Here is a 13,248-nt window from a genome sequence, read left to right as displayed (position 1 = left end):
CAGCAGAGGATTGTACAAATGCGAAAACTGATCACTGCCCTGTGCCTGACGGCGATTGCGCTCGCCAGTTGCGGCGGCGATGACGACAGTCTCACCGGTAGCGGGATAAACACGCCCCCACCGGGAACGCCGGGTGGCGGCCCCGTTATCTCCAGCGTTGAGGTAATCACCAACAACCCGCAGATCCCGTCGGACGGCGGTATCCCGGCGACGATTACCGTGTTCGTCAAGGACAGCAACAACAACTTTGTCGAGGGTGTCGACGTAGCATTTTCGGCGACCTCCGGCGGCATCGTTGTAAACCAGTCCGTCACAGACACCACTGGTGTTGCTTCCGCTTCGCTGACCACCGCCGGTGACCCCACCAACCGTGACATTACAGTTACCGCCACCGCCGGCACTCTGGCAGGTGCGGTTTCCGTGGCAGTTGCCGGTTCGCAGCTGAGTATTTCCGGTCCGGACAGCCTGGTGCAGGGCGATACCGCAACCTACACGATCGTGCTGGTCGACGGCGCCGGTTCGGGTATACCGGGCGAAACGATCAGTATCAGCTCGTCCAACGGCAATACTCTCGCAGCCACAACTTTGACCACGGATGTTTCCGGTCAGGCGCAGGTTGATGTGACTGCCTCCAATGGCGGCCAGGACACCCTTACCGCCACAGGCCTGGGGCTCTCGGCCAGTCGTGTGCTGACGGTTTCTGACGACAGCTTCGCTTTCAGTACCCCGGCGAACAATGCGGAAATCGTGCTCAACTCTATCCGCGTTGTCACCGTGATATGGCTGAAAAACGGTGTGCCGCAGGCAGGCGAAAGCGTCAGCTTCGCAACCACCCGCGGTATTTTCGTTGATGCCGGCGGTGTGCCGCTGGCCGGACCGCCAATTATCACAACGCTCGCCGACGGTTCGGCGACTATCCGGGTGCTCGCGAACAACGCTGGTCCGGCAGTTATTACTGCAGATGCCGACGGTGGACCCACCACCCAGCTGCCGATCGAATTCATAGCGACCACACCTGCGACGATCGAAGTTCAGGCCGACCCGTTTACCATCGCGCCAAACAATCAGGCTACCGTCACTGCGACGGTACGCGACGTGGACAACAACCGGGTGAAGAACGCCACCGTCGCTTTCACGCTGCTGGATATCACGGGCGGCGAGCTGTCAGTTGGTTCGGCAGACACCGACAGCCAGGGCCGCGCACAGACCTTCTACACGGCCAGCGACGTGCTAAGTGGCGCACAGGGCGTGACGGTATCGGCATTTATTGAGTCCGATCCATCGATATCAGACGCCATCAATATCACCGTTGCGCGACGCGAGCTTTTCGTTGCCATCGGAACCGGTAACGAACTGGCCGAGTCAACCGATACCACTGCGTATGAGGTCCCTTATCTTGTGATCGTGACCGACTCAGAGGGTAATGGTGTACCGGACGCCAACGTACAGCTGGATATTCGCTCGGTGCGATACTCCAAAGGCATTTGGGTACAACCGGCTCCCGCCGAGCCCTGGGCTCCGCTGGTCAGGGCAACCTGCGACGATGAGGATCTGAACGGCAACGGCCTGCTCGATCCCGACGAAATCGACGAAAACAACAATGAAACTATTGAGGCCGGCAACGTGGTCGAAGTGGTCGGCGGCGACCAGGTGACCGATGCCGAGGGCAAGTTCCTGGCAACGCTGCGTTACGCCAAGATCTACGGCGCCTGGACCGAGGTCCAATTGCGCGCTCAGGTCAGCGTTGGCGGCAGCGAGAACGCCGAGGATCTAACCTTCGTTCTCGACGTTACCGCGGACGACGTACAGCCGGACGTGGCGCCGCCCGGCCTGCTGAAGCCGCCTGATCCCATACTTCCGTCGCCGTTCGACACGAGCATTTTCCGGGCCAGCCCGTGGGGCTACGCGGACAACTGCGCTCAGGATTTCTAGCGCTCACTGAATTGATCAGTGAAAGGCCAGGCTCAGCAGAGTCTGGCCTTTTTTGTTCCGGACAGAACACAGCTTTAAACTTCGGGTGTCGAAAAACCGCGGCCAGTGCATTAATCCCGTTAAACTGTCTCTACGATGACTGCTCCACAACGCATTTTCCTGATTGGTCCGCCCGGCGCCGGCAAGACCGCGGTTGGCCGCCGCCTGGCAGGCCTGCTCGACTATGAATTCGTCGATGTCGACCACTACATCGAGCAGCGCACCGGTGTAGACATACCGCTGATCTTTGACAAGGAAGGCGAAGCCGGCTTTCGTCACCGCGAGACCACCGCCCTCGATGAACTGACCCGGCGCGAAAACGTAGTTGTTGCAACCGGTGGCGGTGCCGTACTGGCCGAGCCCAATCGCCAGGTCCTGCGCCAGCGTGGCTATCTGGTCTACCTCAAGACCTCGCTGGACCAGCAGTACGAGCGGACCCGGAGCAGCAAAAACCGCCCATTGCTGCACGACGACGACCCGCGTGCGCGGCTGGAGGAACTGATGGAAATTCGCGGGCCGCTTTACGAGGAACTCGCGCACCTGCAGATTTGCACCGACCGCCGCTACGTCAAGTCCGTTGCCCGCGAAATTCACCGTCATTTATCAGGCCCATAGGGGGCAGGCCCAAGGGTTCCTGTCTTCCCTTTGCTCATTCCGAAAAATGAATAATGGGAAGACCTGACCCCTTTCGGTAAACTCGTTTCGGCAATGCACTCATTAACTGTCAACCTGGGTGAGCAGTCCTATCCGATCCACATCGGGGCTGATGTTCTCACCAGCCGCGACCTGTTCGTTCCATTTCTCGGCCCAACCAACGTGGTGGTGACCGACTCGCGGGTCGCGCCGCTTTACCTCACCGCGCTGCAGACAACTATCGGCGACCACCTCACCGACGCTGTTGTGCTGCCCGACGGCGAAGCGCACAAAAGCATGGACGCGGTGATGCATATTATCGACACGCTCACGCTGTGCGCCTGTGGCCGTGATGCCACATTGATCGCACTGGGTGGCGGGGTAATCGGCGACATGACCGGGCTGGCGGCAGCGATATACCTGCGCGGTGTGAATTTCATCCAGGTGCCGACAACCCTGCTGGCCCAGGTCGATGCGTCCGTAGGTGGCAAGACTGCGGTTAACCACGAGCGTGGGAAAAACCTGATTGGCGCTTTTCACCAGCCGCGCTGCGTAATCAGCGACACTCAGTCGCTGCGCAGCCTGGACCAGCGTCAGTTTCGCTCCGGACTGGCCGAAGTAATCAAGCATGCGTTGATTGCAGATGCAGAATTCTTCTCCTGGCTGGAGCAGCACATGGACGACCTGCTGGCGCAGCAGCCGGCGGCGCTCAGCCACGCAATAACGCGCTGCTGCGAAATAAAATCCGACATCGTCTCCCGCGACGAGCGCGAACAGGGTCCTCGCGCTTTGCTGAACCTCGGCCATACATTCGCCCACGCCATAGAGTGCGATACGGCATTTTCCTGGCTGCACGGCGAAGCCGTGGCTGTCGGCCTGGTGCTGGCGGCGAAACTGTCGTACCAGCTTGGCCAGGTGGAATACGAGACGGTCGAACGTACCCGCGCGCTGGTAGCAAAAGCCGGACTGCCGGTGGCGGCACCGCAGATGGATCCGGAACACTGGCGCGGCTGGATGCGGATGGACAAGAAATCCGCTGCCGGCAAGCTGCGTTTCGTCCTGCTGAAAGACATCGGTAATGCCCATCTGCACAGCGCGGTGGACCACGACAAGCTCGACGAAGTGCTGCGCGGGGCCCACCTGTGAGCACGGAATTCGACTGGAACCCGGCCAGCGGCCCGGCAGTTTTCGCCGTGACCGAGGCCAACTCGCTCGGGCGGCGCTACGACGAGACGGCAGCGCACACGCGCAGCCCGTTCCAGCGTGACCGTGACCGTATCGTGCACTCGACAGCGTTTCGCCGGCTGGAGTACAAGACACAGGTATTTGTTAATCACGAGGGTGACCTGTACCGGACACGGTTGACGCACTCGCTTGAAGTAAGCCAGATCGGGCGCAGTATCGCCCGTGCGCTGCGCCTCAACGAAGATCTGACCGAGACTATTTGCCTGGCACACGATCTTGGCCACACGCCGTTTGGCCATGCCGGCCAGGAGGCATTGAACAAATGTATGGGCGACCACGGTGGCTTTGAGCACAATCTGCAGTCGCTGCGAGTGGTCGACGAGCTGGAAGAAAAATACGCCGACTTTCCCGGGCTCAATCTCACCTTCGAGGCGCGCGAGGGGATCCTCAAGCACTGCTCCGCGCGCAACGCCCGCGAGCTGGGCGAACTTGGCCGGCGCTTTCTCGAGCGCACCCAGCCGTCGCTGGAAGCACAGCTTGCCAACATCGCTGATGAAATCGCCTACAACAACCACGACGTCGATGACGGGCTGCGCTCCGGCCTGCTGACCGTGGAACAGCTGCGCGCTGTGCCGCTGTTTTGCGACCACAACGATACGGTGCGCGAACTGCACCCCAACCTGCAGGACCGCCGTCAGATCCATGAAACCGTGCGCCGGATGATTGCCGAGGTCGTCAACGACGTGATTTTTGACAGCCGCCAGCACATCGAGGCGGCAGGGCCGGCGAGTATTGACGATATCCGGGGCCACGGCACAACGCTGATCGGCTTCAGCGACGCCGTCCGCGGCAGGCACCTGGACCTAAAAGCCTTTCTGCGCGACGAGCTCTATCGTCACCATGAAGTGCTGCAGATGACCGAAAAAGCACGCGGTATTATTCATGCGCTTTTCGATGCTTTTTTCGGCAACCCTGGCCTGCTGCCGCGCGAACACGCTGCCAGCGCCAGCAACGCCGTATCGGACAGCGCCCGCGCCCGAGTCGTGGCTGACTACATCGCAGGCATGACCGACCGCTACGCTATTGGCGTCCACACCCGCCTGTTTAAATAGGGGTCTGACCGGATTCTTTGTGTGATTTGAACCGCTACAATAAACTGGACCGCCACGGCGGACGTGAAATAGTGAAATAGGTGTCAGACCGAGATTCTTTGTGACATTCGAACCGCTACAATGGGTCAGCCGGCAACTGCAGGCACAAATGTCACAAAGAATCTCGGTCTGACCCCTATACGATGAATGACTTTCTACACAAAGATATACCGGTGCACGAGCGTCTGATTTTTGCGCTCGACGTGCCCGATGCCGGTGCCGCCAAGGAGCTGGCGATAGCGCTGGGCGACAGCGTCAGCTTTTACAAGATCGGGCTGGAACTGATGACGTCCGGCGACTACTTCGAGGTAATGGACTGGTTGCTGGCGCGCGACAAGAAAGTGTTCGCGGATCTCAAGCTGTTTGATGTACCCGCCACGGTGGCTGCAGCGGTACGCGGGCTGCGCAACCGCGGCGCGCACTTCCTGACGGTCCATGGCAACCAGGCGATCATGGAGGCGGCCGGCGCCGAGAAGGGCGCCATGAAAATTCTCGGCGTAACGGTGCTGACCAGCCTCGATCGTGGTGACCTCGACGACCTCGGCTTCGACTGCGATGTCGAGCAGCTGGTGCTGTCACGCGCACGGCGCGCGCTGCAGGCCGGCTGTGACGGGGTAATTTCCTCCGGGCTGGAAGCGCCGGCCCTGCGCGAAAACGTAAATCACGAGCTGATGGTGGTGACTCCTGGCATTCGCCCCGTGGAAAACCGCCCGACCGACGACCAGAAGCGCGTCGTCGATGTCGCCCGGGCGTTTCGTAACGGCGCCGATTACATTGTTATGGGCCGGCCTGTACGCGACGCCAAAGACCCGGCAGCGGCCGCCGCGGCAATCCAGCAGACCATTGCGGAGACATTTTCATGAGCAGACGACTGGAAAACGATCGCCTGATCCGCGCGCTTCGGCGTGAAGACGTCGATCGTACGCCAGTATGGATAATGCGCCAGGCTGGCCGTTACCTGCCCGAATACCGCGCGGTACGTACCCAGGCCGGCGATTTCCTCACGCTGTGCAAAACACCGGAACTGGCCTGCGAAGTCACCATGCAGCCACTGCGCCGCTTTCCACAGCTCGATGCCGCAATCGTGTTCTCCGATATCCTCACCATCCCCGATGCGATGGGCCGTGGCCTGTATTTCGCCAGTGGTGAGGGCCCGCAGTTCGAAAAACCCGTGCGTTCGCTGCGTGATGTGCGAACACTGCACGTGCCCGACCCCGGCAGCGACCTGCGCTACGTGATGGACGCGGTTGCCACAGTGCGTGCCGAACTGGGCAATCGGCTGCCGTTGATCGGTTTTGCCGGTAGCCCGTGGACCGTAGCTACCTACATGGTCGAAGGCGGCGCCAGCAAGACTTTTTCGCACATCCGCGGCATGCTTTATGCCGAACCGGCCGCCCTGCACGAGCTGCTCGAGCTGCTGGCAAAAGCGACCGCGAAGTATCTTGCCGCGCAAGTCGAGGCCGGCGCCGATGCCCTGATGGTATTCGACACCTGGGGCGGCACACTGACGCCGGCCGGGTACCGCGAATTCTCCCTGCGTTACATGCAGTCCATCGTTGATGAACTGTCCGGTAATGACGTACCGGTCGTGCTGTTCACCAAAAACGGCGGTGCATGGCTCGAGTCGATGGCTGAAACCGGTGCCGCTGCGCTGGGACTGGACTGGACCACCGACCTGGCCGACGCACGCGCCCGCGTCGGCGACAAAGTAGCGCTACAGGGCAACCTCGATCCGTGTGTGCTGTATGCGCAGCCCGAACGTATCCGCACAGCCGTGGCCGATGCCCTGGAAAGCTTTGGCAAAGGCAGCGGCCACGTGTTCAATCTTGGCCACGGCATTCACCCCGGTGTTGACCCGGCACACCTGGCGGCGCTGCTTGAAGCCGTACACGAGCTCAGCCCGGCCTGGCACTGACATGAGCGTGGAACCGGCAGCGCCCACCGCTGCTATTGAAGCCGAACAGGAACGGCGCCTGCGCCGCATGAAAATGCTCGCGACCGGGTTGCTGCTTTTTATGGCGGTCGTGTTCGTGTTGGCGCACCTTTATATGCACCGCTGGCCGCTGCTCGGTTATGTCCGCGCGTTCGCCGAAGCATCGATGGTCGGTGCACTCGCCGACTGGTTTGCTGTAACCGCCCTGTTCAGACACCCGATGGGCATACCGATTCCGCACACCGCGATCATCCCGCGGCAGAAAGACCGGCTTGGCGAGAGCCTGGCAAACTTCGTGCGACGCAATTTTCTAACCCCTAACGCGCTGCGGCCACGACTGGAGGCAACGGATTTTGCCGGCACCATCAGTCGCTGGGCTTCGCAGCCGGACAACGCCCGCAAGATCGCCAGCGACATTGCCGGCATCGCGCGCTGGCTGCTCGACACCGTCGACACGGGGCCGCTGCGCGATATGGTAAGGCGCAATCTGCAGCGCAGCCTCAGTGATACCACCGTTACGCCGCTGATTGGCCGCGTGCTCGACCTGCTGGTTACCTCTGATCATCATCAACAGCTGATGGACACGGCGGTTGCCGCGGCACGCCAGCAGCTGGAGGAAAACCGCTTCGCCATCCGCCTGAAGATTGCCACGGAGAGCCCGTGGTGGGTGCCGGATTTCGTCGACGAAGAAATCTACGACAAGATCGTCAATGAAATCGAGAGCACGCTGGAAAACGTCGGCACCGACGAAGAGCACCCGGCACGCATCCAGTTTAATGTCGCCACCCGCCAGTTCATCGAGCAGCTCAAACAAGACCCTGAGATTATTGCCCGCGGCGAAGCGCTCAAGGAAGAACTGCTCGAGCACCCCGTGGTGCAGCAGTACCTGGCTGATGTATGGACACACATCGCGACCTACCTGCGCGAGCAGTCAGACATGGAGGATTCTGCACTGGTACAGCGGCTGTCGGATGCGCTGACGCGTATAGGCGGGACTTTCCGCGACGACCCCAGGCTGAGCGAAGAACTCAATCGCTGGGCGCGCGATGCCCTCGCGTACCTGGTCGAGCAATACCGCGGCGACATCGCCAGCATAATCTCGGAAACCGTCAGCGCCTGGGACCCTTCAGTCACCGCGCGCCGCGTCGAGCTGTACGTCGGCCGGGACCTGCAGTTCATTCGTATCAACGGTACGCTGGTCGGCGGCTTTGCCGGGCTGGCCATCTACAGCCTCATCCAGCTCCTGTAACACCGAACAGTCCCCTTTCCGGGGCTGGCCGGGCAGCGGTAAGGGCTGGTAAAAGCAGGTATCGGGTCAACCTGCACCTCAGGCTGCGCGCAGCAGAGTAAACTGTCGTCTTTCCACCGTGGACATAAAGATGAAATACCCACTGGTCGTCGTTGCCATCGCACTGCTGTCGGGTTGTGCCAGTAACGGCCCGCTGGTTAACGTGGGCACGCATACCGCGCAAATCCAGGTGCCACCGCGTGCGGCAGTACGGGTGGAAGCCGCCATCGGTGAAATTGTCATACAAGGCGGCCCGACCCAGCTGGTCGACGCGCACGTCGAACTGATGTGTCGCGAAGGCGATCGCGGTTGCGAACGACGTGCGGAAAAAGTCCAGGTGATATCCCGCGCTGATACTTCTGCGGTAATCATTGCACTGCAGCCCGACTCGATGATGGCGTGGCATGATATTCAGGCCAGGGTCAATATCACTGCACCTGATGACCGGGCCTTGTTTCTCAAGATCGGCGCCGGCGATATCGACGTGCGTGACATGCGCAACTGCGTCGAGCTGGATATGTATGCCGGCGACGCTACGATTTACATACAGCGCGATGTCGTTGGCAGCGTGTCACTGGATACCGGCACCGGCGATGCCAATCTCGTCATCGACGGCAAAACCATTCACGGCAGGCGCGCACTGCTGGTCGGCGCAGAGCTGGAGTGGTCCGGCGACGGGAGCGGATGGTGTCAGGTCTACGGCGATTTGCAGTTCGGCGACCTGACAGTTCACCTGAAATAGTATTTCAGTTGCTGACTGAATGATTTCGGCCTGGCTGGGTGCCATCGCAATCGGCCTGAGCCTGGGCCTGCTGGGCTCGGGCGGCTCCATAGTCACGGTACCGGTGCTGGTGTACCTGTTCGGTCAGGACGAAAAGGTCGCGATTGCCGGATCACTGGCGATCGTCGGGACGATTGCCCTGGCAGCGAGCCTGCCCTACATGCGGCGCGGCTATGTCGACTGGCGCAACGTAATGGTCTTCGGCCTGCCCGGTATGCTTGGGACGTACCTGGGTGCATGGCTGGCCGCGTTCGTATCCGGACTGGTACAACTTTCGCTGTTTGCCCTCGTCATGCTCGCGGCAGCAGTCCTGATGCTACGCCCGATGCGCATCGACGACGCGCCACACGTCCCACGTGCAACGTGGAAGATTGCTGTAGACGGCCTGCTGGTTGGCGTCGTTACCGGGCTGGTCGGCGTGGGCGGCGGATTCCTGATCATCCCGGCACTGGTGCTGCTGGGTGGGCTGCGCATGCACAACGCCGTCGCTACCAGCCTGGTAATCATCGCGTTGAAATCATACAGCGGCTTTTACAAATATCTCGAAGTGCTGGCCGGACAGGACCTTGCGCTGGACTGGCAGGTGATCGCCCTGGTTACTACGCTGGGCGTGGCGGGCAGCCTGGCCGGTAATCTGCTCGCCACCCGCCTGCCACACCAGCTGCTCAAGCGAATTTTCGGTATTTTCCTGGTGATGATGGGCTGCTACATACTCGTGCGTTCATTACCACAGCTTGTCACCTGACAAACAAAGGAGTTGCCCACTTGCACGCCAAACGAATCAAGACGACGACATGGCAGAGCAGCGCAAACAGGATCATCAGCACTGCGATCTTTACGCTCTCTGCGTGCATGCTGGTTGCCTGTGACGCCCCGGTGCCGGTAGAAAAACCGCAGGCAGCAATCAGTGCGTTTGCATCACAACTACAACGGGAACTCAAAACAGCGTTACAGGCCGACGGGCCGACCGGCGCGGTAGGCGTGTGTCACACCCGCGCTGCTGAAATTGCAACGACAGTTGGCACCGGTTTTGGCGTCGAGATCGGCCGCACCAGCATGCGGCTGCGCAACCATGCCAATACGCCGGATGACTGGGAAAAGGAACAGCTGGCAATGTTCAGGCAACAGCTGGGCGATGGCGCAGATCCCGCAGCTCTGTCGGCAGCGGCTGCCAAAAACATGAACGGGCGCACCAGCTATCGCTACATGCAACCAATAATAGTCCAGCCGCTGTGCCTGACCTGTCACGGCACAACACTCGATCCCGGTCTGGCCGCCGCAATCGACGAACTGTACCCGCAGGACGAGGCCCGCGGTTATCGTGCCGGTGAGCTGCGCGGCGCATTCACCGTGAGCTGGCAGAAGTGAACAGGAATCAACACTGCCGGCAGGAGGCCAATCATTGCTCCGACCCCAACCCGTCGGCGGTCCAGTCGGTCAGCGGTGCGCCGGAAATAATCTGCTCGAGAATGTACGTTTCACGGTCGTGGATCGTTTTGAGGAAATGATCGGCGCCTTTCATGCGCTTGAAGGATTTCAGTCCGCGCTCGATGAAATCCTGCAGCTCGCCGAGACCGGCGGCGTGTGCCGGGCCACGAGCAAGTCGCGTGCTGACCATGATCCAGGGATGACGCACCACCTCGTCGAGTAACCGCCCGGTTTCGTCAATGAGTTCGATCTGCCGCCTGCGCTGTTCGTAATTATCGCATTCGCGATACGCGGTCGCGTACAGCTCTTTGTCGAGCGCTCCGGGGTGTGCGCCAATGTCGACATTGCTTTCACTCAACACCTCAAGCAGCTGGCTATCGAGTTCCTGTGTGAGCGCGTGCAACTCGACCGCCAGTGACATTGACTGTAGCGCGTTCTCTGACAGCACCCTCACCATGATGGGGTACACCCGCACCAGGTCGGCATCGCGCTGGGCAAAATCCTTCGTGCCATACAGGTCTGACAAGAAGAACTCGATCGCCGGACGATAGCGCGGCTGGGCAGCCAGGTCGGCATAAGTGCCGGCGAGCCGCTCGGTCTGCCAGGCGCTCAGGGCATGCTGCTGCGGTGTCAGCCCCGCACCGGTAATGACCTCCCGGCGCAGCTTCCGGGCGCGCTGCAGGTGCTCCATGAAGCGCCTTGCGCCCGGGCTTTCTCGTTTATTCATGACCATATTCTACGCCGGGGCGAGTTGGTCTTATACTGTGCCGCCCAATGAGTGATCGCGACTGCCCCGTGCTCGACCAGATTTTAAGACCAGGCACCCGTTCGATGGCCAGCGGCGATACCGCCTGGTTACGTATGGACAGCCCGACCAACCTGATGATGATCACCGGGGTAATTGAGTTGAAGTCGCGCGTCACGCTGCAGCAGGTGCGGGACCTTATCGAACAGCGCTTCCTCAGCTTTCCCCGTTTTCGCATGCGCGCCATACAGGATCTCACCGGGGCCTGGTGGGAAGAGGACCCTGAATTCGACATTGCCAACCATGTGGTGGCGCAAGAGCCGCCAGAGGATCCGTCGAAACGTGGTCTGGAGCGCCTCGCCAGCCAAATCGCCAGCACGCCGCTCAACCCGGATCAACCGCTGTGGCAATACCAGGTAATAGAGAACTACCACGGCGGCAGCGCGATTATCATGCGGATACACCACTGCTACGCCGACGGCATGGCGCTGGTGCAGGTCTTGCTGTCGATGACCGATACCGAACCGCAGCCGCAGGAGAAAAAAGGCGCGCCACCACGGCAGGCGCATCACTCGCGACCGTTGCTCGACCAGATCGCCAGGCAGGCGCTTGCGCTTGGCAAACGCGGCGAGAAAATTGGCCGCGACCTGCTGGGTGAACTGCAGGACAAGGGTCCACCGTCTATCGTCGCTACGCTGGCACGCAAGGGCAGCGACTTTGCCTTTGACCTTGCCCGTTTCGTGCTGAAACCACCCGACGCCCGGTCGCGCTATCGCGGTGCGCTGAGCCCTGCCAAGCGCGTAGCCTGGGCCGAGCCATTGCCGCTGGCCGAAGTGAAGGCAGTCGGCAAGGCGCACAGCTGTACAGTCAATGACGTGTTGCTGTCCTGTGTGGCTGGAGCGCTGCGGCGCTGGCTGGTCGAACAGGGCGACGAGGTTGGCGGCCTGGAGATCAACGCTACTGTCCCGGTGAACCTGCGCCCGCCAGGGAAAGCCGACGGGCTTGGCAATCACTTTGGCCTGGTATTTCTCGGCATCCCGATCGGCATTGCCGACCCGCTGGAACGCCTGCATGCAGTGGCTGCCAACATGGCTGACTTGAAAAAATCCTACCAGCCCCAAATTAGTCTTGGCATGCTGTCCCTGGTCGGCCGCGGCCCCAGCGTGTTGCAGCGGCCCGTGCTGGAGATGTTCAGCAGCAAGGCAACGACGGTTATGACAAACGTGCCGGGACCGCAGCGGCCGCTTTACTTCGCCGGCTCGGAGATAGACCAGCTGCTATTCTGGGTACCGCAGAGCGGCAGTATCGGCATGGGTGTCAGCATCCTCAGCTATAACGGCAAGGTGCAATTCGGGCTGATGACCGACAGCAACCTTGTGCCGCGTCCCGGCCAGATTATCCGCCGGGTCACCGATGAATTTGAAAAGCTGGTACTGGTTACAATGATGCAGCCGTGGCAGCAAGCAAAACGTGGAGAAATACATGAACCAAAAGCCGGATCCTGACAAACTGGCACGGGTTATCACAGAATCGGCTCACCAGATCTGGTCGGCCGGACTGGGCGCCCTGTCGATGGCTGAAAAAGAGGGCTCGAAGCTGTTCGAGACGCTGGCAAAGCTCGGCGAGAACATCCAGTCGCACACCCGCAATACCGCTGGAGTGGCAAAAAGCACCGTCACCGGCGGCAGGGATATGGCCAGCGACACCTGGGAAAAGCTGGAGGAGATGTTCGAGTTACGCGTGGCGCGCGCCCTGAACGGGCTGCAGATACCGACCGCGCGCGACATCCATGAATTATCGACGCGCGTGGACAAGCTTTCGTCGGCAGTCGACAAGCTGAACGCAAAACAGAAAGCCCGGCGCAAGACAGCAAAAAAGAAGAAAGCCAAGAAAAAGAAAAAGAGCAGCAGCAAGAAGTCAAAAGCAAAGAAAAAGAAGAACCAGATGAAAAAAACGAAACATAAAAAGTCCGGCGGTAAGTAAACGTGTCGGTCAGCACTACTGGCGAGGGGCCCGGCAAGCGCAGTGGCCGCCGTTTTGGCCTGGCCCTTGCTGGCGGCGGCCCGCTTGGCGGTATTTACGAAGTTGGCGTACTGGCCGCCCTCGACGAGGCGCTCGAAGGTATAGACCTGC

Annotated in this window: 14 protein-coding genes; 13 read left to right on the top strand and 1 reads right to left on the bottom strand. The window is 60.6% G+C overall.

Translation table 11 applies throughout. The features are described 5' to 3' along the window. The first annotated feature begins 18 nt into the window (after positions 1–18). From HKN06_12950 to HKN06_12905, 10 genes are all read left to right on the top strand, one after another. On the top strand, positions 19–1,932 hold the full coding sequence (locus tag HKN06_12950) for a hypothetical protein (protein ID NNF62218.1): 1,914 nt from the start codon (positions 19–21) through the stop codon (positions 1,930–1,932). A gap of 135 nt (positions 1,933–2,067) precedes the next feature. Beyond that, the gene (locus tag HKN06_12945; GenBank protein NNF62217.1) at positions 2,068–2,586 is read left to right on the top strand and encodes a shikimate kinase; all 519 of its coding nucleotides are present in this window, start codon (positions 2,068–2,070) and stop codon (positions 2,584–2,586) included. Positions 2,587–2,679: 93 nt separating this feature from the next. Further along, the gene (aroB, locus tag HKN06_12940) at positions 2,680–3,750 is read left to right on the top strand and encodes a 3-dehydroquinate synthase (protein ID NNF62216.1); all 1,071 of its coding nucleotides are present in this window, start codon (positions 2,680–2,682) and stop codon (positions 3,748–3,750) included. Further along, positions 3,747–4,901 carry a deoxyguanosinetriphosphate triphosphohydrolase gene (locus HKN06_12935; protein ID NNF62215.1) on the top strand — a complete coding sequence of 385 codons (1,155 nt, stop codon included), beginning with the start codon at positions 3,747–3,749 and terminating at the stop codon, positions 4,899–4,901. The genes aroB and HKN06_12935 overlap by 4 nt, the downstream gene beginning before the upstream one ends. A gap of 182 nt (positions 4,902–5,083) precedes the next feature. Then, the gene (gene pyrF, locus HKN06_12930) at positions 5,084–5,803 is read left to right on the top strand and encodes an orotidine-5'-phosphate decarboxylase (protein NNF62214.1); all 720 of its coding nucleotides are present in this window, start codon (positions 5,084–5,086) and stop codon (positions 5,801–5,803) included. Then, positions 5,800–6,855 carry a uroporphyrinogen decarboxylase gene (gene hemE / locus HKN06_12925; GenBank protein ID NNF62213.1) on the top strand — a complete coding sequence of 352 codons (1,056 nt, stop codon included), beginning with the start codon at positions 5,800–5,802 and terminating at the stop codon, positions 6,853–6,855. Before pyrF ends, hemE begins: the two co-directional genes overlap by 4 nt. Position 6,856: 1 nt before the next feature. Continuing rightward, complete coding sequence (locus HKN06_12920; protein ID NNF62212.1) at positions 6,857–8,122, top strand: DUF445 domain-containing protein; 1,266 nt, start codon at positions 6,857–6,859, stop codon at positions 8,120–8,122. A 130-nt stretch (positions 8,123–8,252) separates the two neighbouring features. After that, entirely contained in the window at positions 8,253–8,903 is a 651-nt protein-coding gene (locus HKN06_12915; protein ID NNF62211.1) for a hypothetical protein, read from the top strand. 19 nt (positions 8,904–8,922) lie between these two features. Further along, complete coding sequence (locus HKN06_12910) at positions 8,923–9,687, top strand: sulfite exporter TauE/SafE family protein (GenBank protein NNF62210.1); 765 nt, start codon at positions 8,923–8,925, stop codon at positions 9,685–9,687. Positions 9,688–9,707: 20 nt separating this feature from the next. Continuing rightward, the gene (locus HKN06_12905; protein ID NNF62209.1) at positions 9,708–10,310 is read left to right on the top strand and encodes a DUF3365 domain-containing protein; all 603 of its coding nucleotides are present in this window, start codon (positions 9,708–9,710) and stop codon (positions 10,308–10,310) included. A 31-nt stretch (positions 10,311–10,341) separates the two neighbouring features. Here the strand turns inward: HKN06_12905 and HKN06_12900 are convergent, their stop codons facing one another. Further along, positions 10,342–11,097, bottom strand: coding sequence for a hypothetical protein (locus HKN06_12900; GenBank protein ID NNF62208.1), 756 nt, complete (start codon positions 11,095–11,097; stop codon positions 10,342–10,344). Positions 11,098–11,201: 104 nt separating this feature from the next. Here HKN06_12900 and HKN06_12895 point away from each other — a divergent pair, with 104 nt between their 5' ends. From HKN06_12895 to HKN06_12885, 3 genes are all read left to right on the top strand, one after another. Next, positions 11,202–12,620, top strand: coding sequence for a wax ester/triacylglycerol synthase family O-acyltransferase (locus tag HKN06_12895; GenBank protein ID NNF62207.1), 1,419 nt, complete (start codon positions 11,202–11,204; stop codon positions 12,618–12,620). Beyond that, positions 12,598–13,098 carry a poly granule associated protein gene (locus HKN06_12890; protein NNF62206.1) on the top strand — a complete coding sequence of 167 codons (501 nt, stop codon included), beginning with the start codon at positions 12,598–12,600 and terminating at the stop codon, positions 13,096–13,098. The genes HKN06_12895 and HKN06_12890 overlap by 23 nt, the downstream gene beginning before the upstream one ends. Positions 13,099–13,100: 2 nt before the next feature. Next, the coding region (locus HKN06_12885; protein NNF62205.1) for a lectin subunit beta at positions 13,101–13,248 on the top strand (148 nt) is incomplete at its 3' end.

The sequence above is a fragment of the Gammaproteobacteria bacterium genome (assembly GCA_013003425.1).
GTDB lineage: Bacteria > Pseudomonadota > Gammaproteobacteria > Steroidobacterales > JABDKV01 > JABDJB01.
The sequence above is the reverse complement of the archived record's forward strand: the minus strand, read 5'-3'. Positions and strand labels throughout refer to the sequence as shown.